This is a genomic window from Daejeonella sp. (assembly GCF_046590655.1).
Taxonomy (GTDB): domain Bacteria; phylum Bacteroidota; class Bacteroidia; order Sphingobacteriales; family Sphingobacteriaceae; genus Daejeonella.
Map to the genome: position 1 here is coordinate 1 of NZ_JBKJUM010000032.1, position 20,419 is coordinate 20,419.

Genomic DNA, 20,419 nt, shown 5'->3' on the forward strand with positions numbered 1-20,419 from the left:
ATCAATAAAGAACTTAAACAGCTTAGCTATACAACTTCTCATGACCTCAGATCGCCAGTGAATAATTTAATTTCACTTTTCAGCCTTCTAGACGTTAACAAAATTTCCGATCCGGAAATTAGAGAGTATATTGAAGTTTTGAAAGTAACGACAGATAGCCTAAGCAACGTTTTAAATAATTCTGTTGATAATCTTATGCAGAGTGACCGGCTACCGGTTGAATCAGAAATTGTTAATATTTCGCAAAGCCTTAATTCTGTTCTGATCTCCATTAATTCTCTCATGGAAGTTTCCCGGGTTAAATTAACTACAGATTTTTCTGCGTTTGAAGAAATCAAATTTAACCGGGCTTATCTTGATAGTGTGTTCCTTAACCTCATAACCAACGCCGTCAAATATGCGCAACCGGCGGTAGAACCTGTAATATCTATTGTAACCGCGGATACGTTAGGAGTAAAACAACTTATAGTAGCTGACAAGGGTATGGGGTTCGATATGGCGCAAGTAAAAGATAAAATTTTCGGCCTGAATCAAAAATTTCATAATCATAATGATAGCAAAGGGATTGGACTTTACCTGGTGTACAACCACATTACTAATATGGGCGGAACCATTGAAGTTACAAGTCAGATCAATGAAGGGACGAAGTTTGTTATTTCCTTCAAAGAATAAATTAATTCATTCAAGGGCCTGGAAATCTAACCTCATCAAAAGGTCTTGAGACGTTCGCATCGCGCAGCTACGTCATTTTCTTTCAACCTATTCATAATATTAAATTCTGCGATGTATCAATTACACTAATAAAAAAATACAGCGTAATTTCTGTTAATTTTAGAATCAACTATTTTGATCTGCACGTATAATAATTGAATGAAAGAAATAAAATCGATAATTAAGGCATATGAAGGAATAAAACCTGGGACTGACGCAGCACTAGCAACGGTTGTACGGGTTGAAGGTTCTTCTTATCGCCGAACCGGTGCACGAATGCTTGTTCTGGATGATGGCTCCTGGACAGGAGGCATTAGCGGGGGCTGTCTGGAGGGCGACGCATTAAAGCGTGCGCGACTAGCTATAAATAATTCGAGGGCAACACTGATTACTTATGATACCACCGAAGATGATCCGCATCAAATAGGCGTTGGTTTAGGTTGCAATGGAATAATCGATGTACTCTTTACACCGTTGGATCGCCAGAACAAAAACAATCCCGTCGAGATTCTTAAATTATGTGTTGAGACAAGCCGGGAAGTACATATTTTACTAACAATTACCCATCTGGAGGGAGAATTTGCTGAAGTTCGAACAGGAAATGTTATAAAATACATTGGACCTGAAAGTCTGGCGGTTTTCAATTCAAAGGAGATCGAGAAAAAGATTTTTGATAAGGTCAGGGTTCAAATGTGTGAAAGCAAATCGGCGCCCGCACAATTTAAATCTGACAGCTGCCAGATTGAAATTTTCATAGAAATTCTTCCACCCGAGATCAACGTGATATTAATGGGCCATCAATATGACGTGTATCCAATTAGCCGATTGTTAAAAGAACTCGGCTGGCGGGTTAGTATTTGCGGTGATATTCTAAAAATAAATCCTCTAATTAGGTCATTTACAGATGAGATAGTGAGTAACTCTGAATTCCCTAACCTGACTATTGATGAACATACGGCCATAGTGCTAATGGCCCACGATTATAAAAGTGATAAGGGAAATTTATCCAGGGCACTGCTCACTTCTGCCCCAATCATAGGAATGCTTGGGCCAAAAGTGCGTTCAGAAAAAATATGGAAAGAGATAGCCGAAGAAGGAAATGCACTCAGCCAAACGGATATGGACCGAATTTACGCTCCGGTTGGACTGGACATAGGTGCAATTAATCCGGAGGAAATTGCCTTATCACTTGCGGCAGGTATTAAAGCTGCATTTTCAAAACGCGACGGCAGGTTTCTGAAACTCAGGGCCACTCCTATCCACCCAAGAATTTAAATTTATGAAAGCAAGCGAATTTCATTTCAAGGTTGAAAACTTCGCGATCATCATTCTGGCAGCAGGTAATTCCTCACGGCTAGGTAGTCCGAAACAGCTTTTAACTTATAATGGTCGGCCTCTTCTGCAACTCGCAATTGACAAAGCAAAAGAAAGCGGACCTGATAAAGTAATAGTGGTGCTGGGCTCCAGTAAGCAATTAATTGAAAGTAAAATTAGTAATGAGGGAATCATGATAGTGGAAAACCCGGATTGGGAGAGCGGCCTGGCCTCCTCGATAAAATCTGGGCTACGGGCTTTAAATAACATTCCAACCATCACTGATGCTATAATCCTGATGGTTTGTGATCAGCCTTTCGTAGATGCTAAGATTCTCAAAGAACTCCTATCCGAACAGGCTAAATCAGGACTTGCAATTGTTGGAAGCAGGTATGAAGACTGTATAGGCATCCCGGCTCTCTTTCATAAGTATATGTTCTCCGAGCTTCTCTCGCTGGAAGGTGACACCGGCGCAAAAAAACTATTTGAGAAATACAAAAAATTGACTTCTTTCGTTTCCTTTCAGCATGGTGGTATCGACATCGATACATCCGAAGATTATAAGAACTTGACTAAATAACCTAACTTTGTGTATGATTATAGATTCTTTCGGTAGGGCTCATAATTATCTGCGTATCTCACTTACGGATAATTGCAATCTACGCTGCTTTTATTGCATGCCGGAAGAAGATTACGAATTTACACCTGCTGCAAGACTTATGCAGCCGAAAGAAATAGAAACGATTGCTAGAATTTTTGTTCAGAATGGTGTCGATAAAATCCGGCTCACCGGCGGTGAACCGCTAGTCCGTAAGGATGCAGCTGAGATCATCGATCGACTATCCAAACTTCCAGTTGATCTTTCACTCACAACGAATGCAACAAGGCTACATGATTTTGCTGAAGTGTTAGTAAAAGCCAAAGTCAAATCCATAAATATTAGCCTCGATACACTTGACCCTGATAAATTTAACATTATAACCCGCAGAGACGGATTCCAAAAAGTGATAGATAATATACATTTAATGCTTAATCGTAACATCAAGGTTAAAATCAATGTGGTGGTAATGAAGGGCTTAAATGATAGTGAAATTTTCGATTTCGTTGCATGGACGAAGGAACTGCCCGTGCAGGTACGATTTATAGAATTCATGCCTTTTGATGGAAATCGCTGGAGCAGCAATCAGGTGTTTACCTGGAAGGATATGCTAAACAGGATCGAAGAGAAATATACACCGTTGCGTGTCCATGACGGTGTTCATGATACGGATAAGAAATATAGAATTGAAGGCCATAAAGGCAGTTTTTCGGTGATCAGCACCATGAGCTCCCCATTCTGCAGTGGCTGCAACCGCATGCGCTTAACTGCGGATGGGAAGATGAAGAATTGCCTGTTTTCCACTAGTGAAACTGACCTTCTTGCAGCACTGAGAAATAATGAAGACATTTTACCGCTTATCAGACTAAGTATTCATTCAAAAGCCAAAGAACTGGGCGGCCAGTTTACCAAAGATTTTGAAAAAATCCATACAGAAGACTTGAATAACCGGAGTATGATAAGCATTGGGGGATAAATCTTTGTTATGCCATTAGAGTTCATTTCAGTGACAGAAGCCCGGGAACTAATTCGCAAACACGTAATTCCCCTCATTCCTGCGAAAGTTGCACTAATTGACGCTGTAGGTCTTGTACTTTCTGAAGACATATATTCCAAAACCGACGTTCCGCCTTTTAATCAATCCTCGATGGACGGGTATGCTGTCAACTTCGACAGCTGGATCTATTTGGGAAAATTAAAAATTGAAGGGGAAGTACCTGCCGGGACATCTGAGAATAAAAGCCTGGAAGTTCAAAACGCCGTCAGGATATTTACAGGCGCCCCTGTTCCAGATGGTGCAGATACTGTTGTGATGCAGGAGAAAGTTACCTTGAGTGCAGGGAGCCTGATAATTGAAGATGAGAATTTGGTTAAAGGAATGAACTTCAGAGTAAAAGGGAGTGAAATAACAGCTGGAGCACTGGCATTGGAAAAGGACACAGTGATGAGCCCTGCGGCAATAGGTTACCTTGCTGGAGTCGGCATAAAAGATATAAATGTCTACCCTGCCCCATCTGTAAGCATTATTTTGACCGGTGATGAATTGCAAAATCCGGGAGAAACATTGGAGCACGGTCAGGTTTACGAATCTAATTCCTTTGCGTTAAACGCTGCTCTTAAACAAACAGGGATATCAAAAATTCAATTTTTTCGATCACAGGATAACCTCGAGACACTCACAGGCATTATTGCTGAAGCTCTATACAAAAGTGATGTTGTTTTACTAACTGGAGGCGTGAGTGTTGGTGATTATGATTTTGTAGTGCGCGCTGCGACAGCTAATGGGATAGAACAAGTCTTTCATAAAATACGGCAAAAGCCAGGCAAACCTTTGTATTTTGGTAAAAAAGGCAGACAGATAATATTTGGTTTGCCTGGGAATCCAGCCTCTGTATTAAACTGCTTTTATGAATACGTGCTGCCGGCATTGGGTCAGATGAGCGGACGGAAGACATTGTTAAAAAGCCTTAATGTTTTATTGAAGACTGCCTTGAAAAAGCCGGCGGGACTTACACAATTTCTTAAAGGATATTACGATGGGAATTCTGTAATTGATCTGAAAGCACCAGAGTCTTTTCGTCTCAGTTCTTTTGCAAAAGCAAATTGTATTATCAAAATGGAAGAGGGAAAGACAGAATTCGCGGAGAACGAGTTAATTGAAATCCATCTGCTGCCTGAATATTATGGATAACATATATCTATTCTATTGGCTGCTATTTGTTGTTGCGATGTTATACTCTTCTGTAGGACATGGCGGCGCAAGCGGCTACCTGGCTCTTATGGCTCTCTATGCATTTTCGCCGGAGATAATGAAACCTACAGCGCTTATTCTTAACCTTTTCGTTTCCCTGATTTCATTTATCCAATTCTATCGCGGTGAACATTTCAAATGGAAAATATTCCTCCCGCTGGCAATCGCATCTATACCTATGGCATTTATGGGCGGGCTAATCACCATGGAAGCGTTGGTATATAAAAGAATTCTAGGTACCCTTCTGTTTATCCCGGTAATAAGGTTTCTATTTTTTGCAAATATTCCCGATGAGGAGTTAAAGAAGTCCAATCTTATTTTGTCGGTTCTCATTGGATCTCTGATCGGCTTTATATCCGGTTTAATCGGTATAGGCGGCGGTATCATTTTATCACCTATACTTTTATTACTGAAATGGACCAATCAAAAGCAAACTGCAGCAATTAGTGCACTATTTATTTTTGTGAATTCCTTATCAGGATTAGCAGGCCAGATGACTAAGGGAATCAACTTGAGCCCGGATATGCTGACTTATGTCGCAGTAGCCTTCGCAGGAGGAATATGCGGTGCTTACCTGGGGGCTCTAAAATTTAATCAAAATATTTTAAAAAATACACTGGCCGTTGTTTTGATGTTGGCTGGCTGGAAGCTTATCTTTACATAAATGCGTGTAAAGATTTTAATATTTGGACAGTTAACGGATATCACTGGTGAATCGGAAATGTATTTAAATGAAGTTTCAGACATCGACGAGCTTATTAAAAACTTGGTTCAGAAATTTCCGACAATTGCAGATTCAAATTATGCAATCGCTGTTGACAATAAAGTGATTAGTCAGAACATCCAACTAAATGATAATTGTATTGTTGCACTTCTCCCACCTTTTTCAGGAGGATAATCGATGGCTCACAACCATAATCCACGTTATCAGCGTCAAACCACACTCAAGGAATTTGGTGAAATAAGCCAGGAAAAACTCACTTCTGCAAAGGTACTTGTTATAGGTGCAGGAGGATTAGGCTGCCCGGCTTTGCAATATCTCGCTGGTGCAGGAATCGGAACCCTTGGCCTGATTGATCACGATACCGTATCCTTGAACAATCTCCATCGTCAGGTATTATACTCTACAGATGATATCGGGCTTTCGAAAGCCGTCCGGGCCGCCGATATCTTAAGAGCGCTTAATCCGGAGATAGATATTATCCCATATAACGAGCAGCTGAATACCAGTAATGCGATTAACATTATAAGTCAATTTGATATTGTGTTAGACGGAACCGACAACTTCGCCAGCAGATATATGATTAACGATGCGTGTGTACTCACTAACAAAGCTCTGATATATGGCGCCATTTCAAGATTTGAAGGACAAATTGCCGTCTTTAATTGTGATAGTGGAGTAGAAATAGCAAAAACCAATTATCGAGATCTTTTTCCCGATCCCCCGGCAGAAAACGAGACCCCAAATTGCGCAGAAGCCGGTGTGATCGGTGTTTTGCCTGGAATTATTGGAACTATGATGGCAAATGAAGCGATTAAATTAATCACAGGGATAGGTACAACACTTATCAACCGTTTAATGACGTATAACTCATTGACCAATCAGGTTTATGAAATGGAGATTCTGCCGCGGGATAAATCACGTTCGCTTATTCCGGCGAATATAGCGGCATTTCAGAAGTGCAATTATGAATTGTTGTGTTTTACTCAAACCGCAGATCAGATTGATCTTAGTTTATTTGACCAAATGATGCAGGATCCTTCCGTATTATTCATCGACGTGAGAGAACTCAATGAAACACCTCTCGTTGAAGGGTTTAGTTACTTGAACCTTCCGCTAAGTAAGTTTGAAAGGACTTTAGATCAAATAAATGCTGAAACTGTGGTTCTATTTTGCCAATCCGGTAAACGAAGTTTAAACGCTGCCCGAATGATTTCAGAGCGCTACGGAAATTCAAAAAAAGTTTATAGCTTACAGGGTGGAATTCTCGCCTGGAAGAATCTAAGGAGAGTTTAGCATGTCAGACAGAAAACCAAAAAATATTTTTAAAGTCGGACCGATATCGGCATCGTTTATTGCTGAAAGCATCCAAAAACATAGCACGCAAACTACAATTGGTGGTCATAGCATTTTCCTGGGCCAGGTGCGCGCCGACGAAACAGAACAAGGAGTTGTATCGGCCATAGAATATACTGCATTTGAGGAAATGGCAATTGAGAAAATGCACCAGATCCGGGAAGATATATTTTTAAAATATCCGCTGACGTGTATGCATGTGCATCATAGTTTGGGTACAGTAGTCGCGGGTGAGATCTGTCTTTTCGTTTTTACTTCTTCAGCACACCGCCTGGCAGCTATAGATGCCTGCAGCGAGGCTGTTGAACGGCTAAAGGCTGAACTTCCTGTTTGGGGAAAAGAGATTATTGAGGGTGATAAATATAAGTGGAAAGTGAACAAATAGATCGGACAACTTATGAAAAAGTTTAGTGTCGAAGATTGGATCAAAACATATGAAAAATTTATAAAAGTTAGGTTTCTGTAAATAATCATTTATGTACCGCTCCCTGTACTACTTAATTGTATTACTATTTCCTCGCAAAGCTGATGTGTTCTTAATGAATCCTTGTTAGTAAACTGAGGGCTTCCACCAGATTTAACTGCGTGCAAAAAGTCAGCTGTAATCTGTTCAAAACCCCTTTTATAAAGCATAGAATCCCAGTCACCCGTCATTATATTCGTCTCGTCCCGATTAACATGGACACTCAGCGATGATAGGTTCAAAACAGTGCGTTTTTCATCAGAATTAAAAATTTCAACTCTTTCTTCGACAAGGCCCGAGTCCCTGTTCATAATTCCAATAGCAATATCCCCATTCTCGGCTATAATTTGAATCACAACATGATAAAGCATGCCCGCCTTTTTCATGCCCTTTACTGTAAGTTCTTTAACAGGATAAGGAAATAAATAGCTTAACGTATCTACAACATGAATAAAATCATCAAAAATAAAGGTTCGAATATCGCCGGGCAACGAAATTCTATTTTTCTGCATGATGACCATGTTAGGATTTGACAACTGCTTCAGATGGCGATAGGCCGGAGCATATCTTCTGTTGAAGCCTACCATGAGAATGAGCTTCCTGCTTTCAGCTAAATCAATTAACCGTTTTGAGGAAGCATAATCATAAGTGATCGGCTTATCAACATAAACATGGATATCTTGCATCAACAACATTTGAATTATTTCGACATGACTGCCGGTCGAAGTATGAACAAATGCAGCCTGAATACCGCTTTTCAAAATTGAATCAAAGTTCTGATGCAGATTCTGGATGCGGTATTGTCTGCCAATCCTGAAAAGTTTTTCGAGATCCCGGGTGTACAGGTGAAGCTCAAGTTCTCTGCTACATAATATTGGAAGATATGCCTTTTGTGCAATATCACCCAAACCTATAACGCCTATTTTTTGCAAAATTTCATAGTTTTAATTAAAAAAAATCACACACCAATACTCACTTTCGTAGGGTTTCCCGCTTTAGCACTTCCCAACCTTCCGGATCTTCACCACCAAGTACCCATACAGAAATACCCCTTAAATTATACTTTTTAAGGAGGTCAAGTTTTGGTTTTAGCGATTGTGCGTCCTCAATAAACAAATATTCAAATACCCCTTCGTTGTCCCACATGGCCCAATTTACCTGAGCTTTGTCGTGCCAAACTTTTTTCGCATTATTCTGTCCCAATAAGTGTTGGACCATCGGATATTTTGCGCTTCTGCCATTTGCAAAGCCCCCACGTTCTGTTGTGTAATCCGTAAACCAATGCACCGAATAATTTGGAATACCCATAGATAGCTTTTCTGGCTTTACACCTTGGGCAATGAGATATTTTATTACCTGCTCCATCCATTGAGGACTCGCAACGGGCCCGGGAGGGGTACGCCTGGTATGCTGATCATAAGTCATAATGGAGATGAAGTCGCCTATCTCCGATAAATCTTTAAAAGAATAACCGGCCCTCCAGTTCTCATAAAGGAAGAGGTGATAGGCACTGGGGCCACCAACATTTTCCGTAGCATGGACAAGGGCTGCAGATAGCTGAAGATTATTTTTATGAAGTGCTTCAGCTGTCTCTTTGAAATAAAGAGTAAAGTCAGCCATGTCCCGAATACTTAAACCTTCAAGGTCGAACTGCCAGCCATCCAGATCATATTTTTTAGCATATTCCAGCATCATTTCAATTGAACGTTTCCGTGCAACCGGGTTCGTTACAATATCGTGAAGCAACTTTTGATCAAACCCGCTATTAACAATAAGAGGCATAACTTTTACATTATTGGCCTTGGCCAGGGATAGCACCCTTGGATCAACCGATCCTGATAAGGTTCCTTCCTTACTAACTAAAAATGTTTGTGGACACACGATGGAAATCTGGCTCACATTAGTCCTGAAACTCTCAAAAGACTCAGGAGTGTTGACCATGTAAAACAAGTTCTCTGACCGGGTTTGCCCTTTAGCAGCATACACAGCGGTTAAGAAAACAGTAACGATAAGTAATTTTTTTAGCATGACAACAGGATTATTCTATAAATGTAATGATTGATGTTTATGTATACAATTGGGTTGGACGCTTGTGACCAATGGAGGCTTAAATGATTTTGGTTGCTCAGCCCAATCGAATATTTCGTATTAATTAGTTTAGATTATATTTGATCATTATTTCAGAAGACTGTAGCATTCAGAAGTATTTGGAGCGTAATTTTTAGTTAGCCAGACTGTACGTAGTTATTATGAATAATTACATTCCTGTATTGACTTATATGTTATTGAGTAATGACGGATAAACAGTAAATGCTCATTACCGGACTGGAGCGCTTAATTATTGTAAAGCCGGTCAAGTTATCGTAAATTGATAAAGAATAAGTTTAGTTATTATGGACACGGATTTTAACAGAATGGATTTAACGAAAGACCTAAGGCTGGCAGTGCTTATCGATGCCGACAACGTACCTTATTCGAACGTAAGACCTATGTTCCAGGAAATCGCAAAATACGGCACGCCAACATTTAAACGAATCTACGCCGATTGGACTAAACCCACGGTTTCAGGGTGGAAAAAAGTACTTCTGGAAAACGCAATTACACCAATTCAGCAATACAGCTATTCTACAGGAAAAAACGCGAGCGACAGTGCGATGATCATTGACGCGATGGATATATTGTATTCTGGAAAGGTTGATGGCTTCTGTATTGTTTCGAGCGACAGTGACTTTACCCGTCTTGCAACTCGGCTGAGAGAAGCAGGTATGAAGGTTATTGGCATTGGTGAAAAGAAAACCCTTATACCTTTTATAACAGCTTGTGATAAATTTATATACATCGAAATTCTCAAGGACAATGACTTATCTCCTGATGAAAGTCAACCTATAAAGAAATCAAAAAGCAATATCCGAAAAACTTCTGCGCCGTTGAACAACATTGATAAAGAGCTGATTAAACTTATCAGGGATAGCGTTTCCGATTTGGAAGATGAAAACGGATGGGCTTATTTAGGAAACCTGGGAAACTTAATATTGAAAAAAAAGCCAGACTTTGATTCCAGGAATTATAATTATCTCAAATTACTGCCTCTGATTAAAAGTCTGAATATGTTTGAGTTTGATGAGCGGGTAACCGGTAAGGGAAATATAAAGCATGTCTATATTAAGATCAAAGCTTAAGTTAAGAGGTATTATATATTAGCTGCTATTTCTAACGAGTAATTAATGACCTTAAACAAGTAGGTTATTTTTTACCGACAATTTTCCGACATTCACCGATAACTACAGTAAATTCGCCTAATATACATTTGCTTATGGCCTTTTATACATTAGTTTAGATACAAACTTATACAATATGCAAAATCTTAAAAGCTCCAGTCAAAAATCAGGCAAAGCTCTTGTGGGCATAATTTTACTTGGTGTGGGTTGTATATTACTACTCAGGACACTCGACATATTTTATATACCCGGATGGGTTCTGAGTTGGCCGGTATTGATGATTGTTATTGGCTGTTTTATAGGCTCCCGCCAAGGCTTTGATCATCCATCTGCATTCGTTCCGCTCATTATCGGAGTTATCTTTTTAAGCAACCGTATTCTTCCTGATATGGACTTAAGCAGATTTTTCTGGCCCTTATTAGTTATTGGTTTTGGTGTTTGGATGATCATGGGCAGGAAAACGCCTAAAATAAATAATTTAAGCTGGAACAAAAAAAGCCGTGAAGAATCATACTCTGTTTCTAATACGGAAACAGACACTGCTGGTGCGGGCCCTGGTGATCCCTTAAACCCTGATTTAGCTGCTTCTGCCCCATATCCCGAAGACCTGATAGAATCGGTTTCAATATTCGGCGGGGTTAAGAAGAATATAGTGTCCAAAAACTTCCGGGGCGGTGAAATCATAAATTTTTTCGGGGGCTCCGAGATTAATTTAATGCAGGCCGATATAAACGGCCGCATCAATCTCGAAGTAGTACAGGTATTTGGCGGTACTAAGATCATTGTACCTGCTAACTGGACAGTTCATTCCGAAATGGTGGCTATATTCGGAGGCATCGAGGACAAACGCCCTCCTCAATTAAATGTGGCGGCTGAGAAAGTTTTAGTAATTCAGGGGACATCAATTTTCGGAGGAATAGATATTAAAAGCTACTAAGGAATCCATACTATTTATCTACCAGGAAATTAAATATAAAAGAGGTGTCTCAGCATCAAGTAAGGCCGCTATCTAATTCCAGCTCTATTCTTTCAAGGAATAAAATCATCTTGATTGTACTTCAATGTATTGTGGTTTGTATAATAGCCCAGTCTGCAATATTATTTTGGTACGGCTTCACTCCTGCGACATCATTAATCGACGGATCAGTTAGCACGATACTGCTTGCTATTGCATGCTATCTAATTGGAAACAACCTTAAGTACTATAGGCCAGAGAAGAACCGATACTTGCTAATGCTGATGTACTGTGCGATATTAGCATCCATTTGGTTACTTGTTAACCACTGGATACTCGACTCACTTGTTTTAACTGATCCTCATTACGCTGAATTTCTCTACAATTCAATACCAGTAAGGTTTTTCCTAGGACTGTTAATCATAAGCTTAATGGCAATGATTAGTGTGGTTTATTACACCCAACAGGATCAAAAGGAAACTGAAAAACGCAAGATTGAAGCAGAAACTCTTGCCAGGGACGCTGAGCTTTATAATCTAAGACAGCAGCTTCAGCCCCATTTTCTTTTTAATAGCTTAAATTCCATTACAGCATTGATCGGAGGCCGGCCTGAGGAAGCGCGGAAAATGATCCACCAGCTTTCCGATTTTTTACGGGGAACATTGAAGAAAGAAGATCAGGCGCCAGTCACGCTGGAAGCTGAACTTGAACATCTTCAACTTTACCTTGATATTGAAAAGGTAAGATTCGGACATCGTTTATCTACAGAGATATCGTTTCATGAATCATGCAGATTAATGACCCTACCTCCTATGCTCCTGCAGCCGATTGTGGAAAACGCTATAAAGTTTGGCCTCTACGATACTACGGGGGTGGTTACGATAAGCATTTTTGCTGAATGTGTGGAAACTGAACTTCATGTTACTGTTCAGAATCCTTACGATCCGGATACTACCCGTCCGAAACATGGAACAGGGTTCGGACTGAGCGGAGTTAAGCGTAGATTACATTTATTATTTGGTCGTAACGACCTATTGGAAACTACATCATATACCCATATATTTACGACAATAGTAAAAATTCCTCAGGTATAAAAATGCGTGTTATTTTAATTGATGACGAACCACTGGCCCGTTCGGTGGTGATAGAATATCTGCAGTCGTGGCCGCAGATTGAAATCGTTCAGGAATGCAGCGATGGCTTTGAAGGCGTGAAAGCAATTGCGCAGCATGAACCAGACTTGATTTTCCTCGATATTCAAATGCCAAAGATTAATGGTTTTGAAATGTTGGAGCTTATCGACCAGCCACCATCGGTAATATTCACTACAGCTTTCGATGAATATGCGATCAAAGCCTTCGAAGAACACGCAATTGATTATCTCCTGAAACCATTTACTAAAGAACGGTTTGACAGGGCTGTCCAAAAATGGCTTGATACCAAACTTGGTAGTGAGGCCAAAAAGAACACCACTCAAATACTGGATAATATTCAAACTTCATCTCCAAAAAATGAGCGCGTTGTTGTAAAAACCGGTACTAAGATCAAGATTATTCCGGTTAACGATATTATTTTTCTTGCTGCTGACGACGATTATGTTAAGATTCATACTTCGGAAGGTTCATTTTTGAAAAACAAGACAATGGCCTATTTTGAAAAACTATTAGGCGAGGTTAACTTTGTACGCGTGCACCGTTCGTACATTGTGAAGATCGATGAGATAACCCGGATAGATCCCTATGAGAAGGAATCTCATTTAGCTATTTTGAAATCAGGTGAAAAGATTCCCGTGAGTAAAACGGGGTATCCAAAATTGAGGCACGTATTGGGTCTTTAATAAATTGACAATGGAGCTCAACACACAACTCACGATAGTAGTGTTTTCCACGCCTCGGCTACCTTCCCATCATCCAACAACTTGCGAGCATACTGATGCAGTTCTCGCTCGCGGTTAGTATAGTCTCCTATTGTAGCATCAAGGATTTGCTTGAGTTCCGGATCAGATTGGAATTGAGTTATCTCCTCATCTGAAGGTAAGTATTCAACATTTCCAAGCTGGCCTAAATTGTTTCCAGTCAGTATGGTGGAGTTTCGGATCGCGATGGGAATAGAGTCCACACCGATGCCAAGCGTTCTTACAGGCTTCTCAATCTGAAAAAGATTTTCTTTTGTAACCCGGCAGTACCAATCGCCCCCTAAACGGGCGACCAGATCTATTTTGGCCTGATCAATCTTGCCCTTATCGTCAAGAATTTTCCTTTGGATGTGAATGCGTTTTATTTCGGCAATCACGAGGTTTCCGGCTCCTGAATTTTCGCCCAGAGGGATAACCTGTTTTACGATACACTCCATCTGGACGGGAGATTCTGCCACCCTGGGAGGCCTAACAAGTTCGGACTTTAACTGAGTAAAGCCCGCTTTAATAAATTCATTTACTCCTTTCGGATATTCAACGCTTGCAAGGGATGTTTGCCTGACCATATCGTAGTTAACAATATTAACCACACACTCAGGTACCTCAAGAATGTTTTCAAGGCTATGTTTGGTCGTGTTGTCCCTCACTCTTCTCGCTGGAGAAAATATACAAACCGGTGGATTTGTGCTGAACAAATTGAAAAAACTAAATGGACTGAGATTAACATTCCCTTTTTTATCAATCGTAGAAACAAAACAGATTGGACGCGGCGCAATCGCATATTGCAGGTAGTTTTGCAATTCAAGAGTGGTAAGATCTGATGGGTTTAGGGACAGCATAGAAATGGATTAAGGAACAAGGATCAAAGAACAAAGACTGCCGATATCAAATATGAATATCGCTATAAGAACAATCTTCGATCTTTGCTCTTTATTCTTTGTTCTTCTTCAGTTTAAGTATTGACCAGTCCGTATCCACTTTACGAATTGTATTTGTCAGCCGTCCTAGTCCTGTAATTTCCATCTCAACGATGTCGCCGTCCTCAAGCCACTGTGGCTTATAAAACGGATCATTTAACAAGCCTGTACCATTCAATTCCAGAAAACAACCGGTACCAACCGTTCCGGATCCGATTACATCACCCGGCAAAATATCTACTCCATATGAACATCGTTCAATTATCTCTGCAAATGTCCAATCCATATCTCCCATAGACCCTGATGATACTTCTACCCCATTCACCCAGCACTTCATGGATAGATCATAGGCGTTGCCTGTGTGGCCAGGTTTTGGAGATATCCTAAATTTCTCAAGTTCATCCGGGGTTACCAGCCAGGGCCCAATGACCGTTGAAAAATCCTTTCCTTTTGCGGGGCCAAGGTTGAGAAGCATTTCTTCCATTTGTAAGGTACGAGCGCTAATGTCATTCATAATCATATATCCTGCAATATAGGAGTCAGCTTCAGTAGCCCGGATATTTCTCCCCTTTTTCCCAATTACAATAGCTGCTTCAAGTTCAAAATCCAGTTTTTCAAAATGGTCGGGCATGCATTCTATATCTCCAACTCCCTGTATCGCATTATGATTTGTAAAATAAAAAATGGGATACTGATCGAACTCCGGGATCATTTCCACCCTCCGGTTCTTCCTTGCTGAAGCAACATGCTGACGAAATGCATAGCCATCCCTGCAAGACGAAGGATGAGGAACTGGTGCTAGAATTTCGAAAAACACTTCTTGTTTAGCTTCCGCCTTGCCCGACTTTATATCTTCATTTACTTTTTTGGCCCTCACCATTAAATCATCACCACCACTCAAAAACTCATTCATATTATCGGGAATAATCTTATCACATGAATAAAGGTTATATATATGCCCTTTAATAAAAATACCAAGGTGTTCACGGTCTTCAGTTTTATAGGAAACAAGTTTCATAAATGCTCAATTTAATTAGCGGCTTAGTCAAAACTAATGATTTTGTAAGAAGGTTTAGGTGAAAAAGTCTTTTCGTAAGTAGTTTTTGGTTGTTTGTTGTTGATTATAACGTTGGATAGATAAGCCGTTTATAACGTGGGCCGGAAGTCTTTGCTTTTGATCATTGTTCATGGCTCTAAGAAAAAACTTTCATTAATAGAAAACGTTACCTTTACACTACCAATCATAACCAATCAATTCTAATCTATGCCTGTTTATCATACATTAGGATCCATTCCTCATAAAAGACACACCGTTTTTCGTAAACCGGACGGCAATCTTTATGCAGAGGAATTGGTCTCGACCGAAGGTTTTTCCAGTTTGTATTCCCTGGTGTATCATACTCATCCTCCGACTATTGTTAAGTCATTAGGCGAGTCATACTCCGTGGAACCGAAAATTGCACGGGAGAAGCATTTGAAACATACTAGTCTTATCGGCTTCAATATTAAGCCTGAAGATGATTATTTAGAAAGTCGTAAGCCAGTTTTGGTAAATAGCGACCTGCACATTTCTCTGGCGGCACCTCGTAATTCCATGGTCGATTATTTCTACAAAAATAGCCAGGCTGACGAGGTAATTTTCATTCACGAGGGTACAGGAACTCTTAAAACCGGCTTTGGTAAAATCAAATTTGCTTATGGTGATTACTTAGTTGTGCCCCGGGGCACCATATATCAACTAGAATTTAACGATGAAAATAACAGGCTCTTCATTATAGAGAGCTTTAGCCCTATAAGAACACCTAAACGTTATAGAAATGCCTGGGGCCAGTTAATGGAACACTCTCCTTTTTGTGAGCGTGACATTAAAAGGCCCGAAAACCTTGAAACAAACGATGAAATAGGAGATTTTAAAGTTCTAATTAAAAAACAGGGCCTGATGTACCCCTATGTCTATGGTACGCATCCTTTTGACTTTGTTGGTTGGGATGGATTCCACTACCCCTGGGCTTTTTCAATTCATGATTTCGAACCGATTACCGGAAGGGTGCATCAGCCACCACCCGTTCACCAAACCTTCGAAGGACATAATTTTGTAATCTGCTCATTTGTGCCACGTAAATATGATTATCATCCCCTGTCAATTCCGGCACCCTACAATCACAGCAATGTCGACAGCGACGAAGTGCTATACTATGTGGATGGTGATTTTATGAGCCGAAAAAGTGTTGTTAAAGGCCAAATAACATTGCATCCTGGCGGAATTCCTCACGGGCCACATCCGGGCACGGTGGAAAAATCGATTGGCAAAGAGTATACCGAAGAACTTGCTGTAATGGTGGATCCTTTTAAACCGTTAATGTTAACCGATTACGCGATAAGCATTGAAGATGAGTCTTACCACAAAAGCTGGCAGGAAAATGTAGAGTAGTATTTGCTTAAAAAACTTACGTTATGATAACTGAAAAATTAGAAAGTAAAGCCCATAATGCCGACTTTCTTCCTTTAAACGGAACTGATTATATTGAAATGTATGTAGGGAATGCAAAACAGGCCGCCCATTTCTACAAAACAGCATTTGGCTTCCAAAGTCTGGCATATGCCGGACCCGAAACAGGTGTGAAAGATCGCGCTTCATATGTGTTAATGCAAAATAAGATCAGGCTGGTCTTAACCACCCCCCTATTTCCAGAACATCCTATCTCTGAACAGCTCACAAAACACGGAGATGGTGTAAAAATTATCGCACTCTGGGTTGACGATGCCTACAAATCTTACCATGAGACAACTTCGCGAGGAGCCGAGAGTTATATGGAACCCCAAACCCTGGAGGACGAAAACGGTGTAGTCAAAATGAGTGGAATTTATACCTATGGTGAGACTGTGCATCTATTTATAGAAAGAAAGGATTACAGGGGTCTCTTCATCCCCGGATTTAAAAAATGGGAAAGCCATTATAATCCTGACGAGGCCGGCTTATTATATGTTGATCATTGTGTTGGTAATGTGGGTTGGAACCAAATGGACAAATGGGTTAAATTTTACGAGGACATTATGGGCTTCAAAAACATCCTTACTTTCGACGACAAGCAAATATCGACTGAATATTCTGCACTAATGAGCAAGGTGATGAGCAATGGAAACGGATATGTTAAATTTCCTATAAACGAACCTGCTGAAGGCAAAAAGAGATCCCAGGTCGAGGAGTATCTCGATTTTTATGGAGACGAAGGAGTTCAGCATATAGCGATCGCGACCAATGACATTGTTGACACCGTAACTAAACTACAGGATCGTGGCGTAGAATTCCTGAAGGTCCCTACGGTTTATTATGATGATCTGGAAGCTCGTGTTGGGAAGATAGAGGAAGATATTGAGCCTCTGAAACATCTCGGAATTCTGGTTGACAGAGATGAAGAAGGTTATCTTCTTCAAATATTTACAAAACCTGTTGAGGACAGACCCACTCTTTTCTTCGAGATAATTCAACGAAAAGGTGCTAAATCATTTGGAGCAGGTAATTTCAAGGCACTGTTCGAAGCTTTAGAAAGGGAGCAGGATTTGAGAGGGAATTTGTAATTCAGTTTTATTAGCTAACAGTGCTATCTTCTCCGTGTTTTAATCACGTATTTACCAAAATCATTTCTATAAAACCGTCAAAATAATATCTTTGTTAAAAACACACAGTTTGAAGAAACGAATAGCCATTTTTGCCTCAGGTTCCGGATCGAACGCACAAAAGATCATGGAGTATTTCAAAAAACATGATGAAGCAGAGGTTGCTATAGTGCTTACAAATAATCCGGAAGCATACGTTTTGCAACGCGCAGACAATTTTGAAATTCCATCGCATATCTTTGAGAAGCACGAGTTCACTAAAACAGATCATGTAGTCTTGTTACTGAGAAATCTTCAAATAGACTTAATAGTGCTTGCGGGTTTCCTTTGGCTAATTCCTCAAAATTTGCTTCAAGCTTTTCCCAATAAAATAATAAATATTCATCCGGCTCTTCTCCCCAAGTATGGCGGTAAAGGCATGTTTGGGGACAAAGTTCATCAATCTGTGCTCGATGCAAAAGATGAGGAATCAGGTGTTACTATTCATTTTGTGAACGAAAATTTTGATGATGGTGAAATTATTCATCAATCCCGTTTCCGTATTGAAAAGGGTGACGATATCGAAATGACGAAATTTAAAGGCCAACAACTGGAACACCTTCACTATCCGAGAGTAGTGGAAGGGTTGTTAAAGAAGATGAAGTCATAACTAATTGAGACTGGGGAATTACACCAGAATGCAATTTTCGTAGTTTAATACAGCAATCAATTTTCAACTCTCAATTTTCAACTCTCAATTCTCAACTCTCAATTAAAACTCTATCTTTGCGGCTCTACGTAAAATTTTTCAATGAGCCGCCCTGTTAAGATAAAAAACGCTTTAATTTCAGTCTATTACAAAGATAACTTAGAACCACTTATCCGTCAGTTGCATGCTGATGGAGTTAATTTTTACTCAACGGGTGGCACCGAAAACTTTATCCGTGATTTGGGCATTGACGTTATAGCTGTTGAAAACCTAACCGGCTATCCCTCTATTCTCGGCGGTCGCGTAAAGACACTTCATCCAAAGGTCTTCGGCGGCATTTTAAATCGCAGGGATAATAAAGAAGATAAAAACCAAATCGCGCAATATGAGATTCCTGAAATAGATCTTGTGATCGTCGACCTTTACCCCTTTGAGGAGACAGTTAGGTCGGGAGCAAAAGAGGAAGATATTATTGAGAAAATTGACATTGGCGGCATCTCCCTTATACGTGCTGCAGCTAAAAATTTTAACGACGTAGTTATTATCGCATCAAAAAACGATTATACAACTCTTAGCGATGTTTTAACAGAAAACGGGGGTTACACGATGTTATCGCATCGCAAATCATTCGCGCGCCAGGCTTTTAACACCTCATCTCATTACGATACCGCAATTTTTAATTATTTTAATCAGCAGGAGCCTCTCTCCGTTTTCAAATACAGTGAAACCAATGAAGTTTCTCTTCGTTACGGAGAAAACCCTCATCAAAAGGGTGTTTTCTTCGGCGACTTAAACGAGATGTTTGAAAAACTTAACGGAAAAGAGCTTTCTTACAATAATCTTGTTGATGTAGATGCTGCTGTTTCATTAGTTGATGAATTTGAAAAACCTACTTTCGCTATTTTGAAACATACTAATGCATGCGGCATTGCTTCAAGAGAGTCAATTCTCGAAGCATGGAAAACTGCCCTTGCATGCGATCCTGTTTCTGCATTTGGGGGTGTCCTGATTTGCAACCGCGGGATCGATGCAGTGACAGCTGCAGAAATTAACAATCTTTTCTTTGAAGTTTTAATTGCACCATCGTATAGTGTAGAGGCGCTTACCCTACTCACGGGCAAAAAGAACCGGATTATCTTGAAAAGAAACGAAATTAAACTCCCTTCGAAGCAATTCAAAACACTTTTGAATGGAATAATCGAACAAGATAAAGATCTGAAAATGGAGGGACCTGAAGAGATGATCCATGTAACGGAACGAAAACCAACTGAACAGCAACTTGAGGACCTGGTATTTGCGAATAAGATTGTAAAGCACACGAAGTCTAATACAATTGTTTTAGCTAAAAATGGTAGTCTAATTGCGAGCGGCATGGGTCAAACATCGCGCGTCGACGCTTTACAGCAAGCAATAGTAAAGGCTAAAGCATTTCATTTTAACCTTTCAGGTTGTGTAATGGCATCTGATGCTTTTTTCCCTTTTCCTGATTGCGTAGAAATAGCAGCAGATGCTGGTGTGGTGATGGTATTACAACCTGGCGGATCAATTAAAGACCAAGAATCAATAGATATGGCGAACAACAAAGGCATAGGGATGGTCACGACAGGAGTACGTCATTTTAAACATTAAATAGTAGCAAGTATCAGGTATCAGGTATCAAGACTCGGGGCCCGGACCGTTGCTGGTAACCGTCA

Annotated in this window: 21 protein-coding genes; 17 read left to right on the top strand and 4 right to left on the bottom strand. The window is 40.2% G+C overall.

Annotated elements, in window-relative coordinates; all coding sequences use genetic code 11:
• The 9 genes from ACLL8Z_RS03185 to ACLL8Z_RS03225 form a co-directional block, all read left to right on the top strand.
• The coding region (locus tag ACLL8Z_RS03185) for a sensor histidine kinase (protein ID WP_411273308.1) at positions 1-672 on the top strand (672 nt) is incomplete at its 5' end.
• Between the two features lie 198 nt (positions 673-870).
• On the top strand, positions 871-1,986 hold the full coding sequence (locus ACLL8Z_RS03190; RefSeq protein WP_411273309.1) for an XdhC family protein: 1,116 nt from the start codon (positions 871-873) through the stop codon (positions 1,984-1,986).
• Positions 1,987-1,990: 4 nt separating this feature from the next.
• Positions 1,991-2,605: an NTP transferase domain-containing protein gene (locus ACLL8Z_RS03195; RefSeq protein ID WP_411273310.1), complete on the top strand. Its 615-nt coding sequence runs from the start codon at positions 1,991-1,993 to the stop codon at positions 2,603-2,605.
• Positions 2,606-2,618: 13 nt separating this feature from the next.
• On the top strand, positions 2,619-3,599 hold the full coding sequence (gene moaA / locus ACLL8Z_RS03200) for a GTP 3',8-cyclase MoaA (RefSeq protein ID WP_411273311.1): 981 nt from the start codon (positions 2,619-2,621) through the stop codon (positions 3,597-3,599).
• 9 nt (positions 3,600-3,608) lie between these two features.
• Positions 3,609-4,814 (top strand): gephyrin-like molybdotransferase Glp, encoded by a 1,206-nt coding sequence (gene glp / locus ACLL8Z_RS03205; RefSeq protein ID WP_411273312.1) that lies wholly within the window; start codon positions 3,609-3,611, stop codon positions 4,812-4,814.
• Positions 4,807-5,538: a sulfite exporter TauE/SafE family protein gene (locus ACLL8Z_RS03210; RefSeq protein WP_411273313.1), complete on the top strand. Its 732-nt coding sequence runs from the start codon at positions 4,807-4,809 to the stop codon at positions 5,536-5,538. Before glp ends, ACLL8Z_RS03210 begins: the two co-directional genes overlap by 8 nt.
• Positions 5,539-5,772 (top strand): MoaD/ThiS family protein, encoded by a 234-nt coding sequence (locus ACLL8Z_RS03215; protein ID WP_411273314.1) that lies wholly within the window; start codon positions 5,539-5,541, stop codon positions 5,770-5,772.
• Between the two features lie 3 nt (positions 5,773-5,775).
• Positions 5,776-6,891 (top strand): molybdopterin-synthase adenylyltransferase MoeB, encoded by a 1,116-nt coding sequence (gene moeB / locus ACLL8Z_RS03220; protein ID WP_411273315.1) that lies wholly within the window; start codon positions 5,776-5,778, stop codon positions 6,889-6,891.
• Position 6,892: 1 nt separating this feature from the next.
• Complete coding sequence (locus tag ACLL8Z_RS03225; RefSeq protein WP_411273316.1) at positions 6,893-7,336, top strand: molybdenum cofactor biosynthesis protein MoaE; 444 nt, start codon at positions 6,893-6,895, stop codon at positions 7,334-7,336.
• Positions 7,337-7,425: 89 nt separating this feature from the next.
• Here ACLL8Z_RS03225 and ACLL8Z_RS03230 read toward each other — a convergent pair whose 3' ends face one another.
• On the bottom strand, positions 7,426-8,346 hold the full coding sequence (locus ACLL8Z_RS03230) for a Gfo/Idh/MocA family protein (RefSeq protein WP_411273317.1): 921 nt from the start codon (positions 8,344-8,346) through the stop codon (positions 7,426-7,428).
• A gap of 40 nt (positions 8,347-8,386) precedes the next feature.
• Complete coding sequence (locus ACLL8Z_RS03235; protein WP_411273318.1) at positions 8,387-9,442, bottom strand: glycosyl hydrolase family 18 protein; 1,056 nt, start codon at positions 9,440-9,442, stop codon at positions 8,387-8,389.
• Positions 9,443-9,807: 365 nt separating this feature from the next.
• On the opposite strand from ACLL8Z_RS03235, the gene ACLL8Z_RS03240 reads away from it, so the two are divergent.
• From ACLL8Z_RS03240 to ACLL8Z_RS03255, 4 genes are all read left to right on the top strand, one after another.
• Entirely contained in the window at positions 9,808-10,593 is a 786-nt protein-coding gene (locus tag ACLL8Z_RS03240) for an NYN domain-containing protein (protein WP_411273319.1), read from the top strand.
• A 175-nt stretch (positions 10,594-10,768) separates the two neighbouring features.
• The gene (locus ACLL8Z_RS03245; protein WP_411273320.1) at positions 10,769-11,569 is read left to right on the top strand and encodes a LiaF transmembrane domain-containing protein; all 801 of its coding nucleotides are present in this window, start codon (positions 10,769-10,771) and stop codon (positions 11,567-11,569) included.
• Positions 11,570-12,018: 449 nt separating this feature from the next.
• Positions 12,019-12,681 carry a sensor histidine kinase gene (locus ACLL8Z_RS03250; RefSeq protein WP_411273321.1) on the top strand — a complete coding sequence of 221 codons (663 nt, stop codon included), beginning with the start codon at positions 12,019-12,021 and terminating at the stop codon, positions 12,679-12,681.
• Between the two features lie 2 nt (positions 12,682-12,683).
• Complete coding sequence (locus ACLL8Z_RS03255) at positions 12,684-13,424, top strand: LytR/AlgR family response regulator transcription factor (RefSeq protein WP_411273322.1); 741 nt, start codon at positions 12,684-12,686, stop codon at positions 13,422-13,424.
• Positions 13,425-13,453: 29 nt separating this feature from the next.
• Here ACLL8Z_RS03255 and ACLL8Z_RS03260 read toward each other — a convergent pair whose 3' ends face one another.
• A complete protein-coding gene (locus tag ACLL8Z_RS03260) occupies positions 13,454-14,341 on the bottom strand; it encodes a flavin reductase family protein (protein WP_411273323.1) in 888 nt (295 codons plus the stop codon).
• 91 nt (positions 14,342-14,432) lie between these two features.
• Positions 14,433-15,437 carry a fumarylacetoacetate hydrolase family protein gene (locus ACLL8Z_RS03265; RefSeq protein WP_411273324.1) on the bottom strand — a complete coding sequence of 335 codons (1,005 nt, stop codon included), beginning with the start codon at positions 15,435-15,437 and terminating at the stop codon, positions 14,433-14,435.
• A gap of 246 nt (positions 15,438-15,683) precedes the next feature.
• Here ACLL8Z_RS03265 and ACLL8Z_RS03270 point away from each other — a divergent pair, with 246 nt between their 5' ends.
• The 4 genes from ACLL8Z_RS03270 to purH all read left to right on the top strand — a co-directional run bounded on the left by ACLL8Z_RS03270 (position 15,684) and on the right by purH (position 20,354).
• On the top strand, positions 15,684-16,850 hold the full coding sequence (locus ACLL8Z_RS03270; RefSeq protein ID WP_411273325.1) for a homogentisate 1,2-dioxygenase: 1,167 nt from the start codon (positions 15,684-15,686) through the stop codon (positions 16,848-16,850).
• Between the two features lie 23 nt (positions 16,851-16,873).
• The gene (gene hppD, locus ACLL8Z_RS03275) at positions 16,874-17,998 is read left to right on the top strand and encodes a 4-hydroxyphenylpyruvate dioxygenase (protein ID WP_411273326.1); all 1,125 of its coding nucleotides are present in this window, start codon (positions 16,874-16,876) and stop codon (positions 17,996-17,998) included.
• A gap of 109 nt (positions 17,999-18,107) precedes the next feature.
• Entirely contained in the window at positions 18,108-18,686 is a 579-nt protein-coding gene (purN, locus tag ACLL8Z_RS03280) for a phosphoribosylglycinamide formyltransferase (RefSeq protein ID WP_411273327.1), read from the top strand.
• A gap of 141 nt (positions 18,687-18,827) precedes the next feature.
• A complete protein-coding gene (purH, locus tag ACLL8Z_RS03285; protein ID WP_411273328.1) occupies positions 18,828-20,354 on the top strand; it encodes a bifunctional phosphoribosylaminoimidazolecarboxamide formyltransferase/IMP cyclohydrolase in 1,527 nt (508 codons plus the stop codon).
• Positions 20,355-20,419: the final 65 nt, after the last annotated feature.

Excerpts from the sequence above, each read along its gene's own strand:
- ACLL8Z_RS03195 (WP_411273310.1), top strand. The coding sequence starts at position 1,991 with ATGAAAGCAAGCGAATTTCATTTCAAGGTTGAAAACTTCGCGATCATC.
- glp (WP_411273312.1), top strand. The coding sequence starts at position 3,609 with ATGCCATTAGAGTTCATTTCAGTGACAGAAGCCCGGGAACTAATTCGC.
- ACLL8Z_RS03235 (WP_411273318.1), bottom strand. The coding sequence starts at position 9,442 with ATGCTAAAAAAATTACTTATCGTTACTGTTTTCTTAACCGCTGTGTAT.
- ACLL8Z_RS03190 (WP_411273309.1), top strand. The coding sequence starts at position 871 with ATGAAAGAAATAAAATCGATAATTAAGGCATATGAAGGAATAAAACCT.
- ACLL8Z_RS03245 (WP_411273320.1), top strand. The coding sequence starts at position 10,769 with ATGCAAAATCTTAAAAGCTCCAGTCAAAAATCAGGCAAAGCTCTTGTG.
- ACLL8Z_RS03210 (WP_411273313.1), top strand. The coding sequence starts at position 4,807 with ATGGATAACATATATCTATTCTATTGGCTGCTATTTGTTGTTGCGATG.
- ACLL8Z_RS03240 (WP_411273319.1), top strand. The coding sequence starts at position 9,808 with ATGGACACGGATTTTAACAGAATGGATTTAACGAAAGACCTAAGGCTG.
- ACLL8Z_RS03250 (WP_411273321.1), top strand. The coding sequence starts at position 12,019 with ATGGCAATGATTAGTGTGGTTTATTACACCCAACAGGATCAAAAGGAA.
- ACLL8Z_RS03255 (WP_411273322.1), top strand. The coding sequence starts at position 12,684 with ATGCGTGTTATTTTAATTGATGACGAACCACTGGCCCGTTCGGTGGTG.
- moaA (WP_411273311.1), top strand. The coding sequence starts at position 2,619 with ATGATTATAGATTCTTTCGGTAGGGCTCATAATTATCTGCGTATCTCA.
- ACLL8Z_RS03270 (WP_411273325.1), top strand. The coding sequence starts at position 15,684 with ATGCCTGTTTATCATACATTAGGATCCATTCCTCATAAAAGACACACC.
- ACLL8Z_RS03260 (WP_411273323.1), bottom strand. The coding sequence starts at position 14,341 with ATGCTGTCCCTAAACCCATCAGATCTTACCACTCTTGAATTGCAAAAC.
- ACLL8Z_RS03215 (WP_411273314.1), top strand. The coding sequence starts at position 5,539 with ATGCGTGTAAAGATTTTAATATTTGGACAGTTAACGGATATCACTGGT.
- ACLL8Z_RS03265 (WP_411273324.1), bottom strand. The coding sequence starts at position 15,437 with ATGAAACTTGTTTCCTATAAAACTGAAGACCGTGAACACCTTGGTATT.
- purH (WP_411273328.1), top strand. The coding sequence starts at position 18,828 with ATGAGCCGCCCTGTTAAGATAAAAAACGCTTTAATTTCAGTCTATTAC.
- moeB (WP_411273315.1), top strand. The coding sequence starts at position 5,776 with ATGGCTCACAACCATAATCCACGTTATCAGCGTCAAACCACACTCAAG.
- hppD (WP_411273326.1), top strand. The coding sequence starts at position 16,874 with ATGATAACTGAAAAATTAGAAAGTAAAGCCCATAATGCCGACTTTCTT.
- ACLL8Z_RS03225 (WP_411273316.1), top strand. The coding sequence starts at position 6,893 with ATGTCAGACAGAAAACCAAAAAATATTTTTAAAGTCGGACCGATATCG.